Source organism: Rhodobaculum claviforme, assembly GCF_016653255.1.
GTDB classification, from domain to species: domain Bacteria; phylum Pseudomonadota; class Alphaproteobacteria; order Rhodobacterales; family Rhodobacteraceae; genus Rhodobaculum; species Rhodobaculum claviforme.
On record NZ_NHSD01000196.1, the window covers coordinates 1 to 19,294 of the forward strand.

Annotated in this window: 20 protein-coding genes and 2 pseudogenes; 4 read left to right on the forward strand and 18 right to left on the reverse strand. The window is 70.1% G+C overall.

Going from position 1 to position 19,294, the window contains the following annotated elements:
* Together CCR87_RS06640 and CCR87_RS06645 are read left to right on the forward strand one after the other, a co-directional pair.
* Positions 1 to 681, forward strand: coding sequence for a fumarylacetoacetate hydrolase family protein (locus tag CCR87_RS06640; protein WP_201156774.1), 681 nt, complete (start codon positions 1 to 3; stop codon positions 679 to 681).
* 5 nt (positions 682 to 686) lie between these two features.
* Entirely contained in the window at positions 687 to 1,892 is a 1,206-nt protein-coding gene (locus tag CCR87_RS06645) for an MFS transporter (protein ID WP_201156775.1), read from the forward strand.
* A gap of 138 nt (positions 1,893 to 2,030) precedes the next feature.
* Here CCR87_RS06645 and CCR87_RS06650 read toward each other — a convergent pair whose 3' ends face one another.
* The 13 genes from CCR87_RS06650 to uvrB all read right to left on the reverse strand — a co-directional run bounded on the left by CCR87_RS06650 (position 2,031) and on the right by uvrB (position 14,674).
* Positions 2,031 to 3,092, reverse strand: coding sequence for a TRAP transporter substrate-binding protein (locus CCR87_RS06650; RefSeq protein WP_201156776.1), 1,062 nt, complete (start codon positions 3,090 to 3,092; stop codon positions 2,031 to 2,033).
* Between the two features lie 15 nt (positions 3,093 to 3,107).
* The gene (locus tag CCR87_RS17505) at positions 3,108 to 3,482 is read right to left on the reverse strand and encodes a TRAP transporter large permease subunit (RefSeq protein ID WP_274609754.1); all 375 of its coding nucleotides are present in this window, start codon (positions 3,480 to 3,482) and stop codon (positions 3,108 to 3,110) included.
* On the reverse strand, positions 3,482 to 4,363 hold the full coding sequence (locus tag CCR87_RS17510; protein ID WP_274609755.1) for a TRAP transporter large permease subunit: 882 nt from the start codon (positions 4,361 to 4,363) through the stop codon (positions 3,482 to 3,484). The genes CCR87_RS17505 and CCR87_RS17510 overlap by 1 nt, the downstream gene beginning before the upstream one ends.
* Before the next feature lie 13 nt (positions 4,364 to 4,376).
* A complete protein-coding gene (locus CCR87_RS06660) occupies positions 4,377 to 4,856 on the reverse strand; it encodes a TRAP transporter small permease subunit (protein ID WP_338048886.1) in 480 nt (159 codons plus the stop codon).
* A 91-nt stretch (positions 4,857 to 4,947) separates the two neighbouring features.
* Positions 4,948 to 6,279, reverse strand: a complete 1,332-nt coding sequence (locus tag CCR87_RS06665; RefSeq protein WP_201156778.1) for a response regulator — start codon at positions 6,277 to 6,279, stop codon at positions 4,948 to 4,950.
* A gap of 22 nt (positions 6,280 to 6,301) precedes the next feature.
* On the reverse strand, positions 6,302 to 8,083 hold the full coding sequence (locus CCR87_RS06670; protein ID WP_201156779.1) for a sensor histidine kinase: 1,782 nt from the start codon (positions 8,081 to 8,083) through the stop codon (positions 6,302 to 6,304).
* 96 nt (positions 8,084 to 8,179) lie between these two features.
* A complete protein-coding gene (gene purQ, locus CCR87_RS06675) occupies positions 8,180 to 8,848 on the reverse strand; it encodes a phosphoribosylformylglycinamidine synthase subunit PurQ (protein WP_201156780.1) in 669 nt (222 codons plus the stop codon).
* A 30-nt stretch (positions 8,849 to 8,878) separates the two neighbouring features.
* Positions 8,879 to 9,118 (reverse strand): phosphoribosylformylglycinamidine synthase subunit PurS, encoded by a 240-nt coding sequence (gene purS / locus CCR87_RS06680; protein ID WP_201156781.1) that lies wholly within the window; start codon positions 9,116 to 9,118, stop codon positions 8,879 to 8,881.
* Positions 9,119 to 9,281: 163 nt separating this feature from the next.
* On the reverse strand, positions 9,282 to 9,983 hold the full coding sequence (locus tag CCR87_RS06685; protein ID WP_201156782.1) for a corrinoid protein: 702 nt from the start codon (positions 9,981 to 9,983) through the stop codon (positions 9,282 to 9,284).
* A gap of 185 nt (positions 9,984 to 10,168) precedes the next feature.
* Positions 10,169 to 11,194: a betaine--homocysteine S-methyltransferase gene (gene bmt / locus CCR87_RS06690; RefSeq protein ID WP_338048887.1), complete on the reverse strand. Its 1,026-nt coding sequence runs from the start codon at positions 11,192 to 11,194 to the stop codon at positions 10,169 to 10,171.
* Between the two features lie 62 nt (positions 11,195 to 11,256).
* On the reverse strand, positions 11,257 to 11,571 hold the full coding sequence (locus CCR87_RS06695) for a DUF1476 domain-containing protein (protein WP_201156784.1): 315 nt from the start codon (positions 11,569 to 11,571) through the stop codon (positions 11,257 to 11,259).
* Positions 11,572 to 11,656: 85 nt separating this feature from the next.
* The gene (locus CCR87_RS06700; RefSeq protein ID WP_201156785.1) at positions 11,657 to 12,439 is read right to left on the reverse strand and encodes a hypothetical protein; all 783 of its coding nucleotides are present in this window, start codon (positions 12,437 to 12,439) and stop codon (positions 11,657 to 11,659) included.
* Between the two features lie 63 nt (positions 12,440 to 12,502).
* Positions 12,503 to 14,674: an excinuclease ABC subunit UvrB gene (gene uvrB / locus CCR87_RS06705; RefSeq protein ID WP_201156786.1), complete on the reverse strand. Its 2,172-nt coding sequence runs from the start codon at positions 14,672 to 14,674 to the stop codon at positions 12,503 to 12,505.
* Positions 14,675 to 14,841: 167 nt separating this feature from the next.
* Here uvrB and CCR87_RS06710 point away from each other — a divergent pair, with 167 nt between their 5' ends.
* Complete coding sequence (locus CCR87_RS06710) at positions 14,842 to 15,153, forward strand: ETC complex I subunit (RefSeq protein WP_201156787.1); 312 nt, start codon at positions 14,842 to 14,844, stop codon at positions 15,151 to 15,153.
* Between the two features lie 260 nt (positions 15,154 to 15,413).
* On the opposite strand, the gene CCR87_RS06715 is transcribed toward CCR87_RS06710, so the two are convergent.
* The 3 genes and pseudogenes from CCR87_RS06715 to CCR87_RS17620 all read right to left on the reverse strand — a co-directional run.
* Complete coding sequence (locus CCR87_RS06715; protein ID WP_201156788.1) at positions 15,414 to 15,695, reverse strand: hypothetical protein; 282 nt, start codon at positions 15,693 to 15,695, stop codon at positions 15,414 to 15,416.
* Positions 15,696 to 15,762: 67 nt separating this feature from the next.
* A complete protein-coding gene (locus tag CCR87_RS17615; protein ID WP_338048888.1) occupies positions 15,763 to 15,903 on the reverse strand; it encodes a hypothetical protein in 141 nt (46 codons plus the stop codon).
* A gap of 36 nt (positions 15,904 to 15,939) precedes the next feature.
* Positions 15,940 to 16,200: pseudogene (locus CCR87_RS17620) on the reverse strand (very short patch repair endonuclease); the annotation flags it as partial.
* Positions 16,201 to 16,303: 103 nt separating this feature from the next.
* Here CCR87_RS17620 and CCR87_RS06725 point away from each other — a divergent pair.
* The gene (locus CCR87_RS06725; protein ID WP_201156790.1) at positions 16,304 to 17,944 is read left to right on the forward strand and encodes a DNA cytosine methyltransferase; all 1,641 of its coding nucleotides are present in this window, start codon (positions 16,304 to 16,306) and stop codon (positions 17,942 to 17,944) included.
* Between the two features lie 272 nt (positions 17,945 to 18,216).
* On the opposite strand, the pseudogene CCR87_RS17785 reads toward CCR87_RS06725, so the two are convergent.
* Positions 18,217 to 18,804 (reverse strand): annotated as a pseudogene (locus tag CCR87_RS17785) (DUF6339 family protein); the annotation flags it as partial.
* 113 nt (positions 18,805 to 18,917) lie between these two features.
* Positions 18,918 to 19,241 carry a hypothetical protein gene (locus tag CCR87_RS06730; RefSeq protein WP_201156791.1) on the reverse strand — a complete coding sequence of 108 codons (324 nt, stop codon included), beginning with the start codon at positions 19,239 to 19,241 and terminating at the stop codon, positions 18,918 to 18,920.
* Positions 19,242 to 19,294 lie beyond the last annotated feature (53 nt).

Below are 19,294 nucleotides of genomic sequence, written 5' to 3' on the forward strand. Positions count from 1 at the left end.
CTGGTGATCGCACCGCCCGCCCCCGCCACCCTGCCGGTGCGCGGCACCGCCGCGCGCTTCCCAGTGCACCGCATCTATTGCGTCGGGCGCAACTATGCCGCCCACGCCATCGAGATGGGCCACGACCCCGACCGGGAACCCCCGTTCTTCTTCATGAAAAGCCCCACCTGCCTGCTGACCGACGGGGCAGACATGCCCTGGCCGCCGGGCACCGAGGATGTCCACCACGAGATCGAACTGGTGGTGGCCCTGGGCAAGGGCGGCCGGGACATCCCCGTCGCCGACGCGCTGGCGCATGTGTGGGGCTATGGCGTCGGCCTCGACATGACGCGGCGCGATCTTCAGGCGGCGCTGAAGAAGGCCGGACGCCCCTGGGAGGTCGCCAAGGCCTTCGAGGCCTCCGCCCCCTGCGCCGAGATCGTCCCCGCCGAGCGGATCGGCCACCCCGCCCACGGCGCCATCCGCCTGCATGTCAACGGCGCGCTGCGCCAGGAGGGCGACCTGGACCAGATGATCTGGAAGGTGCCCGAGATCATCGCCCATCTGTCGGCCCTGTTCGAATTGCGCGCGGGCGACCTGATCATGACCGGCACCCCCGCCGGTGTCGGCCCGGTGCGCCCCGGTGACGTGATGGAGGCCGAGGTCGCAGGCATCGGCCGGCTGCGCACCGCCGTGGCCTGACGCGGGTGGGTATCTCCGGCGCCACCCCCCCTGCCCCGCGCACCGGCCGCACGCTGGCCATCGTCTGCGCGGCGCATTTCATCAGCCACCTGCACATCGTGGCCCTGCCACCGGTGTTCGCGCTGATGGCGGTGCATTACGGCGTCGGCTTTGCCGAGCTGGGACTGGCACTGGCGGTGTTCAACCTGGCGACGCTGGTGACGCAGCCGCTGGCGGGGCTGGCCGCCGACCGGATCGGGCCGCGCCCGGTGCTGGCGGCGGGGCTGCTGCTGGCTGGGGCGACATATGTCGCGGTGGGCCTGTCGCAGGGATATGGCGCGCTGCTGGCGCTGATGGTGGTCGCAGGGGTGGCCAACAGCGTCTATCATCCCGCCGATTACGCCATTCTGGGCCGCACGACCGGGGGCGGCCGCAAGGGGCGGGCGTTTGCCTGGCACACCTTTGCGGGGTTTCTGGGGGGCGCGGTGGCACCGCTGACGATGGCGGCGGCGGTGATCGCGCATTCCTGGCAGGCCGGGCTGATCGCGGTCGGAGGGCTGGCACTGCTGGTCGCGCCGCTGGTCGCCCTGATCCCGCCACTGCCCGGGGGGGCGGCGCCCCCTGCCCAGGGGTCGGGGCGGGTGACCCGGGCGCTGACGGGGCTGACCGGGGGGCTGGCCGCGGGGCCGCTGCTGCGGCTGACGGGGTTCTTCTTTCTGATGGCGCTGGCGACCATCGGCTTGCAGGGCTTCACCGTGGCCGCCCTCGCCGAGGGGCGGGGGATGGGCGTCGCCGAGGCGAACCTGGCGCTGAGCAGCTTCCTGCTGGCGATGGCGCTGGGGGTGCTGGCGGGGGGGCGGCTGGCGGACCGCACGAAGCGGCACGGGGCGCTTGCGGCGGGCACATTCGCGGGGGCGGCGGTGCTGATGGTGCCGACAGCCCTGATGGCGCTGCCGCTGGCGGCGCTGTGTGCGGTGCTGGCCGTGGCGGGGGCGCTTGTGGGCGCCGCGATGCCCGCACGCGACATGCTGGTTCAGGCCGCAGCCCCCGAGGGCGCCTCGGGACGCGTGTTCGGGCTGGTCACCAGCGGGCTGAACGCCGGTGGCATTCTGGCGCCACCGCTGTTCGGGGCGCTGATCGACGCGGGCCAGCCGACGGCGATCTTCCTGCTGGCCGGCGCGACCATGCTGGCCACCGCGCTGCTGGCGGCGACCGAGGCCCGCCGCGCCTGAGCCGCCCCGCGGCGGCCACCGGTGGCCCTGTGCAACCTTCCGCAGGGGCGACACCCGATGGGCCCGGTCCGCGATCCGATCGGGGGCGGCCCGGCGTGGCCCCCCGCGCCGCCCCCGACGGCGGCGCGGGGGTCGGGATCAGAGGCGCCCCGACAGCAGCGGTTCGGTCATGGTGCGGCTGTAGGCGCGGGACTTCTCGAACCACGGCTCGTAGCTCTCCAGCACGCGGGCGACCGAGGGGTGGGCGGCGCGCATGTCCTCGCGCACGCGGTCCCAGCCATCGCGCATGGCGGCGATGACGTCGTCGGGGAAGGGCAGGAATTCCACCCCGTCGTCGCGCAGCTCCTGCATGGCCTGGGCGTTGAAGTAGTCGAACTGCGCGTGCATCTCCAGCGCGGCGGCATGGGCGGCGGCGCCACAGATCGCCTGCAGGTCGGCGGGCAGTTCGGCCCAGGCGTCGGTGTTGAAGATGATCGCCACGGCCGCCGCGGGCTCGGCAAACGCCGGGACGTAACATAGATTGGTGATGCGCTGCAGGCCGAACGCGCGGTCCAGCATCGGGCCGACCCACTCGGCCGCGTCGATGGCGCCCGACTGGAGGGCGGTGAAGATCTCGCCCGCGGGCATCAGCACGGCGTTGACGCCGACATGGCGCATCATCTCGCCGCCCAGCCCCGCGATGCGCATGTTCAGGCCCTGCAGGTCCGCGACGCTGGTGATGCGGTTCTTGAACCAGCCACCCGACTGGGTGTTGGAGTTGCCGGAGTAGAACGGCTTGAGGTTGCGCTCGGCGTAGATGTCGTCCCAGATCTCCTGGCCGCCGCCCCAGCGCAGCCAGGCGACATGCTCGGCCGAGGTCATGCCGAAGGGCACCCCGGTGAACCAGTGCGTCGCAGGCTCGCGCCCGGCGGAGTAGTAGGGCGGCGCGTGACCCACCGGCGCGTTGCCGGCCTGCACCGCGTCCTCCACCTGGAAGGGGCCCACCAGCTCGCCCGCGCCGTAGACGGTGAACTCCATCCGGCCGTCGGACATGGCGCGCACCAGCTCGGCATAGCGGGTGACGTTGGTGCCCACGCCGGGCGCCGCCGTGGGGAAGGACGAGGCGAGGTTCCACTGCACCCGGCCCTGCGCGATGGCGGGCGCGGCCAGCGGCAGCGCGGTCATGCCCGCGCCGGTGGCAAGGAAGGTTCTGCGTTTCATGTGGGCTCCTCCAGGTTATCCGAAAATCACGCCGGGCAGCCATGTGGCCAGCCCGGGAAACGCCAGCAGCACCGCCAGCGCCAGCAGTTGCAGCAACACAAAGGGCGCAACGCCGCGATAGATGTCGGGCGTGGTGATGCTGCGCGGCGCGACCGAGCGGAAGTAGAACAGCGCAAACCCGAACGGCGGTGTCAGGAACGAGGTCTGCAGGTTCATCGCCAGCAGCACCGCGAACCACACCGGCGAGATGTCGCTGCCCAGCACCGCAGGCCCCAGCAGCGGCACGACGATGTAGATGATCTCCACCGCCTCCAGGATGAAGCCGAGGATGAACACGATCGCCATGATCGCCAGCACCGCGCCCAGATCGCCGCCCGGAAGGCCCGCCATCAGCGCCGCCACCAGCCGCCATGCATGCGCGTGAAGCCGGCCATCAGCAGCGCCCCCACCGCGCCCAGCCCCGCCGCCTCGGTCGCCGTGGCGACGCCGGCCAGGATGGAGCCCAGCACCGCGAGGATCAGCAGCATCGGCGGCAGGAAGGTGAAGGCGATTTCCGCCCAGGGCACGGGGGCGGCGCGCGGCGGGCGCACCGCCCCGCGCGCGGGCCGCAGCGTCAGCGCGACATAGATGCCGTACAGCCCCACCAGCAGCAGCCCGGGGACCAGCGCGCCCGCGAACAGATCGCCCACCGACACCGGCTGCGGGGCAAAGTTGCCCGCGCGCTGCTGCGCCTCCAGGTATGTGTTGCCGATCTGGTCGCCCAGCAGCACCAGCAGGATCGAGGGCGGGATGATCTGTCCCAGCGTGCCGGACGCGCAGATCAGCCCCGACGCGCGCGCCTTGGGCACGCCCGCCGCCAGCATCGGCCCCAGCGCCACCAGCACCAGCATCACCACCGTGGCCCCGATGATCCCCGTCGCCGCCGCGATCATGGCGGAAAACACCAGCACCGACAGCGCCATCCCGCGCGGGCTGCCGCCCAGCATCCGCGCCAGCACGCCCAGCATCCGCTCGGCCAGCTGCGCGCGCTCCAGCAGCACCCCCATCAGCACGAACAGCGGCACCGCCATCAGCAGCGTGTTGGTCATCACCCCCCAGACCCGGGCGGGAAAGAAGCTCAGGAAGTTGAGGTCGAACGCCCCGAACCCGGCGGCGATCACCGCCACCACCAGCGGCACGCCCGCGATCGCCAGCATCGCCGGGATGCCGCTGAGGATGCCCGCGAACAACCCCGCCAGCATCACGATCAGAAACACCTCCTGCGGGGTCATGGGCGCGCCACCCTCATGCCATGACCGGCGGGCGCAGCACCGCGGCCACGCCCTGCACGATCATCAACACCGCCGCCACCGGCAGCGCGGTGCGCACGAGATACAGCCCCGGCAGGCCCCCGGTCTCCACCGAGGCCTCGCGGATGCGCCAGGCAAAGGCCAGGTCCGACCACCCCGCCCACAGGATCAGCCCGAACACCGGGATCAGGAACACCACCAGCGCCACCGCGTCGGCCGCGCGGATGTACCCCGGCGGCAGGCGCTCGGACAGCACCTCCACCCGGACATGCCCGCCCCGCGCCAGGCACACCGGCAACGAGAAGATCAGGAACACCGCGAAGGCATAGGTGGCGCCGTCCTGCAACTTGATGCTGCCGGTGCCGAAGCCGTAGCGCAGCACCACGATGCTCAGCACCAGCGTCACCAGAACCGCCGCCGCCGTGCCGCACACGACCCGCGCCAGCCCGTCCAGCCATCCGCTCAGCCTCAGCACCGCCGCCCGCACGCGCGCCCCCTTCGATGGCCGCAACCGGCGCGGCCAGCCCCGCCCTAGCCCCCGCCGCGGGCTTTGTCGAGCGCCCGCCTCAGACGTAGTCGGCGCGCGCCAGCCCGTACTTGGCCATCTTCTCGTTGAGGGTGCGGCGCGGCAGGCACAGCTCGTCCATGACAGCGACGATGGAGCCCTTGTGGCGGCGCATGGTGTTGTCGATCAGCATCTTTTCGAACGCCTCGACGTGTTCCTTCAGGGGCTTGCCCTCGGTGGTCATGCCGGTGTCGGCGGTGTCGCTGTCGGCCATCAGCAGCGACGCGATGGAGCCCGAGCCGCGGCGGTTCTGCAGCACCGCGCGTTCGGCGATGTTGATGAGCTGGCGGACATTGCCGGGCCAGGGCGCCTGGAGCAGCTGGGCGGCCTCCTGGGCGGTGACCTGCGGCGGCTCGCAGCCGTATTCGTCGGCGAACTGCTCCACATGGGCGGTGAAGAGCGCCAGGATGTCCTCGCCGCGGGTGCGCAGCGGTGGCAGCGTGATCTTCAGCGCGGCAAGGCGGTAGTACAGGTCCGGGCGCAGCGCGTCCTCCAGCGTGCGGTGGGGCTGGTGGGCGTTGCAGATGGCGATGATGCGGGTCTCCGGCGGGGTGCCCTGTTCATTCAGGAACGTCACCAGCCGTGCCTGCAAGGCCATCGGCAGCGCCTCGATGTCCTCCAGCAGGAGGGTGCCGCCGCGGGCTTCCTCCACCAGCGGGCCGGGGGCGCCCTCCTCGGCGGGGCCGAACAGGCGGGACTGGAGGGTGACCTCGTCAAACGCCGCGCAGGACAGGGTGACGAAGCGGCGCCCCGCACGCGGCCCGACGGCATGCAGGGCGTGGGCCACCAGCGTCTTGCCGGTGCCGGTTTCGCCGTCGATCAGCACATGCGCGTCGGCCTGCCCCAGATCGAGGATATCCTCGCGCAGGCGTTCCATCATCGCGCTGGCGCCCACCAGACGCTTCATCAGCACCGGCGCGTCGGCCAGTTCGGTGCGCAGCGCGCGGCTTTCCAGGGTCAGGCGGCGGGCCTGTCCGGCGCGCTTGGCCAGTTCGGTCATCCGGTCGGGGTCGAACGGCTTTTCCAGGAAATCAAAGGCGCCGAGCCGCATCGCCTCCACCGCCATGGGCACGTCGCCATGCCCGGTGATCAGGATCACCGGCAGCGCCGAATCCATCGCCGTCAGCCGCTTGAGCAGCGTCACCCCGTCCATGCCGGGCATCCGCACGTCGCTGATCACCACGCCGGGGAAATCGGGGCGGATGTCGCGCAACGCGTCCTCGGCGCTGGCATAGGTGACCGCCTCGAACCCCGAGAGCGCCAGCCACTGCCCGACCGAGGCCCGCATGTCCTGTTCGTCGTCGATAATCGCCACCTTCATTGCGCGTGCCACGTCACCACTCCCATACGCATCATCATTCCGCCGCCCGGGTGGGGGGGATATCCTCGACTGCCTCCAGCGGCAGCTGCATCTCGAAAACCGCGCCACCGGCCGGGGCGTTCCGCGCCGTCAGCCGCCCGCCGTGATCGGCCACGATCCCCGACGAGATCGCCAGCCCCAGCCCGACCCCGTCGCCGGGGCCCTTGGTGGTGAAGAACGGCTCGAACAGGCTGTCGAGGTGCTTGAGCCCGTGGCCGTTGTCGCGCACCGTCAGCGTCGCCGTCTCGCCCTGGCTCAGCAGGATGTCGATCTGCGGCTCGGGCGTATCCGTGGTGGCATCGAGGGCGTTGCGCAACAGGTTCACGATCACCTGCTCGATGCGGATGCGGTCGCCGCGCACCATCACCGCCTCGCGCGGGACCGAGCGCACCAGCCGCACCCGGCGCGCGCGCAGCTGCGGCTCCATCATCTCCAGCGCGCCCGAGATGCACGCGCGCATGTCGACCGAGGCGAAGGCATCGCCGCCCTTGCGCGCAAAGCTCTTGAGTTGCCGGGTGATGGCGCCCATCCGCGCGATCAGGTCGTCGATCCGCTCGAAGCTGCTCAGCGCCTCCTCGGGGCGGCGGCGCTGCATCAGCAGGCGCGCGCCGGCCAGATAGGTCTTCATCGCCGCCAGCGGCTGGTTCAGCTCGTGGCTGACGGCGGCCGACATCTCGCCCAGCACCGCCAGCTTGGAGGACTGCTCCAGCGTCTGCTCGGCCACCGCCAGATCCTTCTGCGCCTTCTCGCGCTCGGCGATCTCGCGCTGGAGGCGGGCGTTCAGGGCGCGCAGCTCGGCCGATTCACGGGCGAACAGCGCGGTCTGGAACCGTGCCCGCCGCCCGGTGACGTAGAAGGCCCCGGCCAGCAGCAGCGCAAAGCCCATGATCACCAGCGCCAGCACCCCGTTCACCCGCTCGCGCGCGGTGTCGACGGGGGTGAACGACACCAGCCGCCAGCCGCGGAACGGCACCCGCGCCTCGGAGCGCAGCATCGGCGCGCCGCGCAGCCACGCCGAGGTGGAGATGCCCAGCCGCTCGCTCAGCCCGCGGGTCAGCTGCGCCCAGGGGCCGGCGGCCTCGCCCAGCGCCAGCGCCTCGTCGATGGTGCGGCCGCGCCAGCGCGGATCGGTGGCCAGGATGATCCGGCCCTCGCTGTCGGTGACGGCCACGGCATCGGCGAACAGCGACCAGCCACGCTCGAACTGGGTCAGATCGACCGCCACCACCACGACCCCCAGCAGCCGCCCGCCGGAGCGCAACGCGCGGCTGTGGCTGAACTCGAATCCGCCCGAGGATTTCTCGGCCACGGTGAAGACGGTATCGCTGCCGCGGCGCGCGGCGACAAAGCTGGGGTCCTCGCGGTGGCTGGAGCCGATCTGGTTGCGGTCGGTCGCCGCCACCGTGCGCCCCGACGCATCCAGAAGCTGCAACGAAGCGGCGCCGATCTCCGATTGCAGCGCCATCAGCCGCGCCGAGGTCTGGCTGTATTCGCCCGCCTGCAAGGCGCCCACCAGTTCGGGGTCGCGCGCCAGCAGCAGCGGCACCACGGCGGTGCGCTGCAACTCGCCCTGGATGTTGCCCGAGAACAGCGCCAGCCGAAGCTCGGCCCGGTTGCGCAGCGATTCGGTGAAGCGTTCGGTCAGCAGCCGGTTGGCCACCGACACCGACGCCACCGCCAGCAGCAGCACGATAACCACCACCCAGCGCGCCGACACCAGCCGTCGCGGCCGGTCGTCGGCCTGCGCCAGATCGGAGAGGGGCTCGGTTTCCGCCATTTGCCGAGCATAGGCGCCGCGCCTGTCCCCCTCAAGCATGCGCAGCACCGCACCGGGGAAACGGGGCCGCGGAAACGGGGGACCGGTTTCGTCCGCTCAGACCGTGGCCAGCGCGGCGGCCAGCGCGCGGAACACCACCGCCCCGTCGGTGCCACCCAGCCGGGCGTCGGCGGCGCGCTCGGGGTGCGGCATCATGCCCAGCACGCGGCGGTTTTCCGACAGCACCCCCGCGATGTCATCGGCCGAGCCGTTGGGGTTGCCTGCATAGCGAAAGGCGATGCGGTCCTCGTCGCGCAGACGGGCCAGCGTGTCGGCGTCGGCGCGGTAGTTGCCGTCGTGGTGGGCGACGGGGATGTCCACCTGCGTCCCGGCGGCCCAGGGGTGGGTGAAGGGGCTGTCGGCGGTGGCCACCACCAGCCGCTCGGGCCGGCACACGAACCGCAGGCCCGCGTTGCGCATCAGCGCGCCGGGCAGAAGGCCCGCCTCGCACAGCACCTGAAAGCCGTTGCAGATGCCCAGCACATGGCCGCCCGAGCGGGCGAACCCGGCCACCGCGGCCATGATCGGCGCGCGTGCGGCGATTGCCCCGCAGCGCAGGTGATCCCCGAACGAGAACCCCCCCGGCAGGCCCACCACGTCAAGGCCCGCGGGCAGGCCGCTCTCCTTGTGCCAGACGCGGGTGACGTCAAAGCCCGCAGCGGCGAAGGCCACGGCAAGGTCGCGGTCGCAGTTGGAGCCGGGGAAGGTGACGACGGCGGCTTTCATCGGCGGGGTCCCGTCAATCAGGGGTGGGGGTCAGAGGATCTCGACGGTGAAGCGCTCGATCACCGTGTTGGCCAGCAGCTTCTCGCACATCGCGCGGACCTCGGCCTCGGCCGTGGCCGGGTCGGTGGCGGCGAGGTCGATCTCGATCAGCTTGCCCTGGCGCACGCCCTCCACGCCCGCGAACCCGAGCGCGCCAAGCGCGTGGCGCACCGCCTCGCCCTGGGGGTCGAGCACGCCGTCCCTGAGCATCACCGTCACCCGCGCTTTCATGGCCGTGCTCCCGCTGTCGTTGCTGCCCGGGCGATACCCCGAGCGGCGCGCTGGGGCAAGGCGGGGCGCACAGATGTCGGGGTCCGGCGCCTCGGGGGCATCGAGCCCCCTCGGCCCCGGCGCGGGCGAAGGGCCCGCGCAGGGCCCGGCCGCGATGGCCGCCTCAGGGGGACGGGGCGATCTGGTTGTGCTTGCGGGCGACAAAGGCGCGCGCGGTCTCCACGGCCACGGCGGCATCCCGGCAATAGGCGTCGGCGCCGATGGCGCGGCCGAAATCCTCGTTGAGCGGGGCGCCGCCCACCAGCACGATGTAGTCGTCGCGGATGCCCTCGGCCTTCATCGTGTCGATCACCACCTTCATGTAGGGCATGGTGGTGGTCAGCAGCGCCGACATGCCCAGGATGTCGGGCCGTTCACGGGCCAGCGCGTCGAGGTATTTCTCCACGGCGTTGTTGATGCCGAGGTCGACGACCTCGAATCCCGCGCCCTCCATCATCATCGCCACGAGGTTCTTGCCGATGTCGTGGATGTCGCCCTTGACGGTGCCGATCACCATCTTGCCCATGCGGGGCGCGCCGGTCTCCACCAGCAGGGGCTTGAGGATGGCCATGCCGCCCTTCATCGCGTTGGCCGCCAGCAGCACCTCGGGGACGAACAGGATGCCGTCGCGGAAGTCGTTGCCGACGATGGTCATGCCGGACACCAGCGCCTCGGTCAGGACGCGGTAGGGCGACCAGCCGCGATCGAGGAGGAGGGTGACGGCTTCCTCGATCTCTGGGCGCAGGCCGTCATAGAGGTCGTCGTGCATCTGCAGCACAAGCTCGTCGTCGGGCAGTTCCGACAGGATGATCTCGTCCTCGGCCATCGCACCCTCCCGGTCTGATCGGCGCGCCAATGCGCCACACCCCGGTCATGCGCCCGCAGGCGCGGCGGCAGGCGGGGAATTGCGACATCGGGCGCGTGGAAATCGACATTGCGCGGGGGGCGGCCGGGATGGGCGGCCCGCGCGGCGATCCCGGCCCCCGTACGGGCTGCGAATCGGGCGCGGCGTCAGGTCCGGCGGCGGCGGCGGTCGCGCGGGGGGGCGGTCGCAGGCCCTGTCCCGTCGGCGAGCGAGGAGAACCCGCCCAGGGCTGCGGTGATTCCCTCCAGCGTCGGGCGGGGGCCGGGGGGGGTGTCCTCCAGGGCTGCCCGCATGGCGCGCAGATGCTCGGGGGTGGTACCGCAGCAGCCGCCGATGATCCGCGCGCCCGCATCGCGCGCCAGCACGGCATAGGCCGCCATCAGCGCGGGCGTGCCGTCATAGTGGATGTGGCCATCCACGAACTTCGGGATGCCGGCGTTGCCCTTGGCGATCACCGGCCGCTCGGGCCCCTGCGCGGCGAAGCCCAGCACGGTGCGCAGAAGGTCCGACGCCCCCACCCCGCAATTCGCCCCGAAGGCCAGCGGCGGATGCGCCAGCCGCGCCACCAGCTTGACCATGTCGGCGGTGGTGGTGCCCATCATCGTGCGGCCTGCGGTGTCGAAGCTCATGGTGCCGCACCAGGGCATGCCGGCCAGGCGGGCGGCCTCGGCGGCGGCGGCGTATTCCTCGGGGGCCGAGATCGTCTCGACCCACAGCACATCGACGCCGCCGTCGCGCAACGCATCGGCCTGCTGGTGGAACATCTCGGTCGCCAGCGCGGGGGTGAGGGTGCCCATGGGGGCCATGATCTCGCCCGTGGGCCCCATGGAGCCTGCGACGACCACCCGGCGCCCGGCGGTGTCGGCCACATCGCGGGCGATTTCCGCGGCGGCGCGGTTCACCTCCGCCACCCGGCGCTGCGCATCATGCAGCTTCAGCCGCGCGGCGGTGCCGCCGAAGCTGTTGGTCAGGAAGATGTCCGACCCCGCCGCCACCGGCCCCGCGTACAGGGTGCGGATACGCCCGGGATGATCGACGTTCCACAGCTCCGGCGCATCGCCGGATCCGAGGCCCATGTTGAACAGCGTCGTGCCTGTCGCCCCGTCGGCCAGAAGCCAGTCGCGGGTGGCCAGCAGGGCGCTCAGCGCGTCGGGGGTGGCGGCGGTGATCACGGCGGGCTCCGGGGTTGGGATCGGCGGACCCGCCGGGGCTGGGGGCATCGCGACGCCGGGGGTCAGCCGTCGCGCAGCATCTCCGCCTTCACCTCGGACAGGAGCCGGTCCATGGTGGCGCGGATCGTCGCCTCGTCGGCGCGCGCGCCCAGGTCGGCCACCAGCTTGCGGATCACATCCTCGTGGCCGGGTTCCTCGAAGTCGGCGCGCACGACCTCGGCGGCATAGGCATCGGCGTCCTCGCCGGTCTTGCCCAGAAGCTCGGCCGCCCACAGCCCGAGGCGCTTGTTGCGCCGCGCCACGGCCTTGAACTGCATTTCGGCGTCATGGGCGAACTTGTTCTCGAAGGCGCGCTCGCGCTCGTGAAAGCTGGTCATGGAAAGGCCCTCCGCAGGCGGGTGTTTGCCGTCCCTGTCCATATGCCGGGCCAAGGCCCACCCCGCAAGCCCGAAGGCCGCCCGATCAGCGCATGGCCCCGCGCGATGGCGTGATCACCGGGCCGTTGCGCGGGGTGTCGGTGTCGAAGTCATACCCCCCGAGCGCGATTTCACGCGCGCAGGCACGGGCCACCAGATCCCGCGTCGCCCGGTCGTACAGCGCGCGCCAGTCGCCGCCGTCGCCGCGCAGGCCGCCCTTGGTGTGCACCATCGGCACCGGGCGGCCCGGCAGGCCCAGCCAGCCCTGCAATGCCGCAAGATCCTCGGCCAGGTGTTCGAACCGGATCAGGAACCCCGCCCGACAGCGTCCGCGGGTGACATAGAGGCCGGAATTGTCCAGCGCGCGCTGCCGTTCGCGCCCCAGGACCCGGTCGCGCCAGCCCGACGGCCCCCAGCGCCGGGTGAACGCGCGAAAGGCGCGGGCCTGTGCCGCGCTGGGCCGGCGGCGGATGTCGGTGTGGCGCATCGACCAGAAGAACTGCGACACCGCCCGGTCCCAGGGGTGACGCAACATGCTGACGATGCGGTAGCCCGCGATGGCGCGGCCCATCATCGCCTCGGCCCGCGCCAGCGTGGAGTGATCGCGCAGCCGCAACGGCCAGCCGACGGGCCAGCCTTCGGGCCAGTGGCCGTGGATGGTGTCGACGCGCACGCCGGTCGGGACCGCGCGCAGCGCCTCCTCGCAGGCCTGGATCGGGGTCGCGAGGTCGCCTGGGTGCAGGAACGGCGACAGCGCCAGCTCCGCCGTGGTGCCCGCGGTCTTGCGCGGCTTGAGAAAGACGAAACGGTGATGGTGCGAGATCAGCATGGCCGGGCCGCGCGCCTCAGGGTGTGGCCTGCGGGCGCACGGCGGCGATCGCGCCCGCCCCCCTCATCGCCTGGCCCCCCGGCGGGCCTTGCCGCCACGCTGCCCCGCGCGCCCGCCGGTGGACCGGCCCGCGCGGGTGGTCGCGTCCTCCACCGCGTCGGCGACGACGGACTGCCGCGCCAATGGGTCGTCGGCGATGGTCAGCTCCACCGCCTCCAGCCGCTTGACCTCGTCACGCAGGCGGGCGGCCTCCTCGAACTCCAGGTTCTCGGCGGCCTTGCGCATCTGCGTGCGCAGGCCCTCCAGATGGGCGGCGAGGTTGGCGCCCACCAGCGGCTTGTCGACCCTGGCGGTGACGCGGCTCTGGTCGGTGTCGCCCTGCCACAGCCCCGCCAGCACGTCGTCGACGTTCTTGCGCACGGTCTGGGGGGTGATGCCGTGGGCCTCGTTGTAGGCGACCTGCTTGGCGCGGCGGCGGTCGGTTTCCGCCATGGCGCGTTCCATCGACCCGGTGACGCGGTCGGCATAGAGGATCACCCGCCCATCCGCGTTGCGCGCCGCCCGCCCGATGGTCTGGATGAGCGAGGTCTCGGAGCGCAGAAACCCCTCCTTGTCGGCGTCCAGAATCGCCACCAGCCCGCATTCGGGGATATCCAGCCCCTCGCGCAGCAGGTTGATCCCCACCAGCACGTCGAACGTCCCAAGCCGCAGGTCGCGCAGGATCTCGATCCGTTCGATCGTGTCGATGTCGGAGTGCATGTAGCGCACGCGGATGCCCTGTTCATGCAGGTATTCGGTCAGATCCTCGGCCATGCGCTTGGTCAGCACGGTGACCAGCGTGCGCAGCCCGGCGGCCGTGACCCGGCGCACCTCGTCCAGCAGGTCGTCCACCTGCATCTTGACGGGGCGGATCTCCACCACCGGGTCGATGAGGCCGGTGGGGCGGATCACCTGTTCGGTGAAGACGCCGCCCGCCTGTTCCAGTTCCCACGCCGCGGGCGTGGCGGACACGAACACCGACTGCGGGCGCATCGCGTCCCACTCCTCGAACTTGAGGGGGCGGTTGTCCATGCACGACGGAAGCCGGAAGCCGTGTTCGGCCAGCGTGAACTTGCGCCGGTAGTCGCCGCGGTACATGCCGCCGATCTGCGGCACGCTGACGTGGGATTCGTCGGCGAACACGATGGCGCTGTCGGGGATGAACTCGAACAGCGTGGGCGGCGGCTCGCCCGGCGCGCGCCCCGTCAGGTAGCGCGAGTAGTTCTCGATGCCGTTGCAGACGCCCGTGGCCTCCAGCATCTCCAGATCGAACTGCGTGCGCTGTTCCAGCCGCTGCGCCTCCAGCAGCTTGCCCTCCGTCTCCATCTGTTTCAGCCGCTGCGCCAGCTCCAGCCGGATGCCCCGCGTGGCCTGTTGCAGGGTCGGGCGCGGCGTGACGTAGTGCGAGTTGGCATAGATCCGGATCTTCTCGAAGCTGTCGGTCCTGGCCCCGGTCAGCGGGTCGAACTCCACGATCGATTCCAGCTCCTCGCCGAAAAACGAAAACCGCCAGGCACGGTCCTCCAGGTGCGCGGGCCACAGCTCCAGCACGTCGCCGCGCACCCGGAAGCTGCCGCGCTGGAAGGCGATGTCGTTGCGGCGGTACTGCTGCGCGATCAGCTCGGCCATCACCGCGCGCAGGTCATAGATCCCGCCGGCCTCCAGTTCCTGCGTCATCGCCGAATACGTCTCGACCGAGCCGATGCCGTAGATGCACGACACCGAGGCCACGATGATCACGTCGTCACGCTCCAGCAGCGCCCGCGTGGCCGAGTGGCGCATGCGGTCGATCTGCTCGTTGATCTGGGATTCCTTCTCGATGAAGGTGTCGGTGCGCGGGACATACGCCTCGGGCTGGTAGTAGTCGTAGTAGCTGACGAAGTATTCCACCGCGTTCTCGGGAAAGTAGCCCTTGAACTCGCCGTACAGCTGCGCCGCCAGCGTCTTGTTGGGCGCGAGGATGATGGCGGGGCGCTGGGTCGCCTCGATCACCTTGGCCATGGTGAAGGTCTTGCCCGTGCCGGTGGCGCCCAGCAGCACCTGGTTCTGCTCGCCCGCCGCGATCGCGGCCGAGATCTCGGCGATGGCGGTGGGCTGGTCGCCCGCGGGCTCGTAATGCGAGTGCATCACGAAGCGCCGCCCGCCCTCCAGCTTCTCGCGGGAGGGGCGCGCGACGGCGGGCAGGTCCAGTGTCATCGGGGCCGTCTCCTGTCCGGTGGGTCGTGGGTGATGGGCCAGCAGATGGGACGTAGCGGGGCGTGTTCAAGAAGGCGAGGGCGGCCGCCACGCCCTGCGCGCCCGTGACAGTTGAACCCGCGCCCCCCCCTGCGGTAATGATGGCGGCGACGAACAGGAGAGTGCCCATGCGCGCCCGCATCTATCGCCCCGCCCGAACCGCCACCCAGTCCGGCCCCGCGCGCTTCCGCCAGTGGGTGCTGGAGTTCTCTCCCCAGGCCGCGCGCGGGGTCGATCCGCTGATGGGCTGGACCAGTTCCGACGACATGGACAGCCAGATCCGCCTGCGTTTCGACACCCTCGAGGCCGCCGAAGCCTATGCACGCGAGCACGGAATCGAAGCGACCGTGACCGCCCCCAAACCCCGCAAACCCAACATCCGCCCCCGCGGCTATGGCGAGAACTTCGCCACCGACCGCCGTGGCGCCTGGACACACTGAGGGTGTGAATCCGGCGAAAGTTGGCGCCGTCTCGGGGTAAGTTCCCGCCGGTTCGGGGCAAAGGTTCTGCAACCTACTGACAAGCCTTGGCCACCGTTTGGTTGGAGGTCGGCCGGCGCTGGCGGCACGAGTCGTGGCCGGCATGCCGCAGCCACCGCAATGGATCTCTTTCGAGGGAGCCTCCACATGCCGAGCGAACGGCGATCCTTGGAGCACGCTGAACGGTTACAAGGCTCTTGCCACCACCCCGGTCGCCCGTCTCAGGCCCTGCCTTTCCGATACGCTTTCGGGGCACGCATCTGCAGACGCTCAGCGTCGTTGGGCCAGAAGACCATAGAGGCGGCCTCGCCATACCGTGGTGTCACGCACCGCAACTCGATCGGCTGCCAACTGCTGACCAGCTGGACGCCGTTGGCTCGCGTCTGCGCGCGCTGCAACGCTTCGAGGCTGGCGGGGCGCTTGATCCAGGCAAGCTCGGGTACCGGCAATCGCCGGGAGATGAAGGGATACTCTCCGTCCAGCAGTCCCGGTTGCTCGACCATGCCAATCGGAGTATCCCCGCAAAGGTTCCTGCCAATGTCAATCTATCTGCCTCGAGGAGAGGACGCATCACCGTCGCTCGGCGGCGATGACATCCGTTTCGCCGATTTCGACCTCGGTGGAGCTGCTCCGCAGCCACACGATCAAAATGTCGGTCGCCGGGCCAACCCGTTCGGGCTTCCTGAGGGCGCATTCCCAGATGATTGCCACGCGCCATCCCTCGTTCAGAAGTGCCGCCCGAACGGCGCTGTCTCGAGCAACATTTGCCTCGAACTTCCCCCGCCAGAACTCCGCCCGCGTCGATGGTGTCGTGGCGTAGCGGCATCCGTGGTGTCGATGCCAGAAACAGCCGTGGACGAACAACGCGGCTCGGTACCTGGACAGAACAACGTCAGGCCGCCCCTGTACCTTGCGAGAGTGAAGCCGGAAACGAAGGCCGCGAGCATGAAGCGCCCGCCTTAGCGCCAGCTCGGGCTTCGTATTCTTGCCTCGTATCCCCGACATCATTCGGGAACGGGTCTGCTGATCCACGATATCGGCCACAAGCGCCCTGGTTTTCGTCCCTGAACGGAGTATACACCCGGCAAGTGCAGTTCGTCAGGGGACTGATTTGATCTCAACTTTCGGCATCGTCGACCTTTTTGCCGGCCCTGGCGGCCTCGGCGAGGGCTTTGCGTCCCTCGCCGTCGGCGGCCACGCGCCGTTCCGGATCGGTATCTCGGTCGAGAAGGAGGCGTCGGCGCACCGCACGCTCACTTTGCGCGCCTTCCTGCGGGCGCATCAGGCGCGTCACGGGGCGTTGCCGCAAGCCTTCATCGACTTCCATGCCGGGCTGATCCCGGAGCCCGCCTGGAGCGCGGTAGATGCGGCGGCGTGGGAGCATGCGACGGCGGAGGCGCAATGCCTCGAGCTTGGAGCAGAACCGGCCGCTGCTGCCATCGATCGCGCTATCGGCAAGCTGCGCCGGGATGTCGACGACACCATCCTGATCGGGGGTCCGCCCTGCCAAGCCTATTCGCTTGTCGGGCGCGCTCGGGCGAAGGGAAAGGTCGGATATGTCCCCGAGGAGGACGAGCGGCACTATCTCTTCCGCGAATACATCCGCGTTCTCGACCGCCTGCGTCCGGCGGCCTTCGTCATGGAAAACGTGAAGGGCATGCTGTCCTCGACGATCGAGAGCCGCCTCGTCTTCGAGATGCTGATGGAGGACCTCGCCTCGCTCGGCACCGGTCGGGGGCATCACTACGAGATGCGGGCGATCCGGGTGGCGGACGGCAGGGCCAGCCTGCAGGAGGCCGCGCAGCCCTCCGATTTCATCGTCCGCTCCGAGGAATTCGGGGTTCCGCAGCGCCGTCACCGCGTGATCATCGTGGGCATCCGCTCCGACCTCGCGGACAGGGCCACGGGGGCGAGCATACCGGTTTCGGGGGTGACACGGAATGTCGATGACGCCATCGGCATGATGACGGAACTGCGCAGCGGCCTGAGCCGCGGTTGCGACGACCCGTCGCTCTGGCGGCGCGAGGTCGTCGGGGCCGCCCGGCTGCTGGCGCGCATCCACCGGGGCAAGGAGGATGGGCCGCTGCGCGACGTCTTCTCCGCCGTTGCGACGGGCCTGAAGAACGGACTGCTGGCACCGCGCCTGTCGGCACGGCTACCCGAGAACTATGGCACGTCAAACGACGAGCTTCTCGCGTGGCTGGACCGCCCTGCATTGCGCGGTATTGCCCAGCACGAAACACGCGGGCACATGCCCTCGGACCTCGGGCGCTATCTGTTCGCTGCCGTCTTCGGCGAGGTGCGAGGTTACAGCCCCAAGGCGGCCGATTTCCCGCTATCGCTCAGCCCTGACCACCGCAACTGGTACAGCGGCGTCTTCAACGACCGTTTCCGGGTCCAGCTGGCAGGGAAGGCATCGACCACGATCACGAGCCACATCTCCAAGGACGGTCACTACTTCATCCATCCCGATCCCATGCAGTGCCGCAGCCTCACCGTACGCGAGGCAGCGCGCCTCCAGACCTTTCCGGACGACTATTACTTCCTCGGCAACCGGACGCAGCAGTACGTCCAGGTCGGTAACGCCGTGCCACCCTATCTTGCACGCCAGATTGCCCAGCTTCTCCTGCGCGGTCTTTCCGGGCGTTCGTCCGGCGAACCAGCTTCGGCCGGAGCTTCGGACATGGCAGCTCGCAGCCGCGAGATGTCTTCCGCCATGACATCTGCGTCCGAGAGTCTGCCAAGAAGATAGTCAAGTGCGTTGCGTTTGCCCCGGTCGAGAGAGGCGTTGCCTCCCTGAAGGGTTTCTAGCGCGGATTGCGACTTCGGGGAAAGCCAGCCGCGCTTCCCGGCTTCCTGCCTCACTTTCCGGGCCGCATCCGCCAAGCTCAGCCCCGACACCGCAACCTGTGCGTCGTCTGCCGATTGGCTGCCATATGCCGTATCGGAGGGGGTCGGCACCCCCGACTTTCCGCCTCGAGTGGGTGCGGACCGATTCGCCAGACCGAACATCCTGTCGAGAAAACCGGCAAGATCGTTTGACGGCAGGTCTGCCAGAGATCTGATCTCGTTGCGGATACGGATGCGGAGAATTGCGCGGCGCATGATGTCTTCCATGGCCGCCTTGCCGTGGTGTCGCGCAGCACGAAGCCACGCCTCGGCGATCGCCAAGGCGAGGATGCGGTCGCCCCCGATGCTCGGTCGCTCGGTGATCTGCACTAGGGCATCCTCGGTCAGCTCTTCCAGCAATTGCCAGCGATCAGGGTGCCCCACCCCGCGGTCGAGCGCACGCCCGCGCATCCAGAGCCTCTGGAAGGTATTGCGGACGCCTCCGGCGTAACGCTCTGTCGAGCTGCCAAAGCGCCAGTGCGCGACGTCGGGAGCCAGGACAGCGGCGACGAACGCCCAGACGTCATCCCTGAGTGCCTCACCAGTGGCGAAGATATCCGCTTGTGCAAGCCAGGCGGCAGTCTCGGCATCGAAGCCAGCATGGGACGGCCGAACTCCTTCCCGTCCGAAGCCATGCCTCTGCGCAATGGCGACGAGATCCCGCCTCACGGATGTGAGTGATGCCGCGTGGACGGGTGCTCCACCGGTAGCGGCGTAGCGCACCTGATCGGGAAGGTCATCCGGGCGAAAGCCGGTCTAACCCGACGGGCCATGAGCAAGGAACCTGCGAACGATGTCGTCGCAGGCCGGTCCGGGAAGTCTGGGAAGCAGCAACTTCATCCGGCAACTCCCGGCTCGGCGAGCGCCAGCATCGTGGAGTGGAAGACGCCTGGACGGCTTTCGAGAACGGAACGGATAAAGGAAGCGTCTTTGCCGGGCCAAGCCTTGCGGAGCCAGGTCGCGGCTTGGGCGCCAAGCGACCCCGGCTCGGCCGCCGCCATCATCGTCTCGGCTTCGGGGTCGGCAAGGAAACGCCCGCAAATCTGGCCCATGACATCGCCAAGAAGGAACTGGATCGTTGCCGGATTGAACCGCGCCGGGTTTGCCGGAGGCTCCAACTCTTGAGTAGGATGGAGCATCATGAGCAAGACAACGAACAAGTTTTCTCAGGAAGTGCGTGACCGCGCGGTGCGGTTGGTCCTGGACAACGAGG

Coding starts and splice junctions, on each gene's coding strand:
- CCR87_RS06650 (WP_201156776.1), bottom strand. CDS start 3,092: ATGAAACGCAGAACCTTCCTTGCCACCGGCGCGGGCATGACCGCGCTG.
- CCR87_RS17505 (WP_274609754.1), bottom strand. CDS start 3,482: ATGGCGGGCCTTCCGGGCGGCGATCTGGGCGCGGTGCTGGCGATCATG.
- CCR87_RS17510 (WP_274609755.1), bottom strand. CDS start 4,363: ATGACCCCGCAGGAGGTGTTTCTGATCGTGATGCTGGCGGGGTTGTTC.
- CCR87_RS06670 (WP_201156779.1), bottom strand. CDS start 8,083: ATGGCGGAAACCGAGCCCCTCTCCGATCTGGCGCAGGCCGACGACCGG.
- purQ (WP_201156780.1), bottom strand. CDS start 8,848: ATGAAAGCCGCCGTCGTCACCTTCCCCGGCTCCAACTGCGACCGCGAC.
- purS (WP_201156781.1), bottom strand. CDS start 9,118: ATGAAAGCGCGGGTGACGGTGATGCTCAGGGACGGCGTGCTCGACCCC.
- CCR87_RS06685 (WP_201156782.1), bottom strand. CDS start 9,983: ATGGCCGAGGACGAGATCATCCTGTCGGAACTGCCCGACGACGAGCTT.
- CCR87_RS06695 (WP_201156784.1), bottom strand. CDS start 11,571: ATGACCAGCTTTCACGAGCGCGAGCGCGCCTTCGAGAACAAGTTCGCC.
- CCR87_RS06700 (WP_201156785.1), bottom strand. CDS start 12,439: ATGCTGATCTCGCACCATCACCGTTTCGTCTTTCTCAAGCCGCGCAAG.
- uvrB (WP_201156786.1), bottom strand. CDS start 14,674: ATGACACTGGACCTGCCCGCCGTCGCGCGCCCCTCCCGCGAGAAGCTG.
- CCR87_RS06710 (WP_201156787.1), top strand. CDS start 14,842: ATGCGCGCCCGCATCTATCGCCCCGCCCGAACCGCCACCCAGTCCGGC.
- CCR87_RS06715 (WP_201156788.1), bottom strand. CDS start 15,695: ATGGTCGAGCAACCGGGACTGCTGGACGGAGAGTATCCCTTCATCTCC.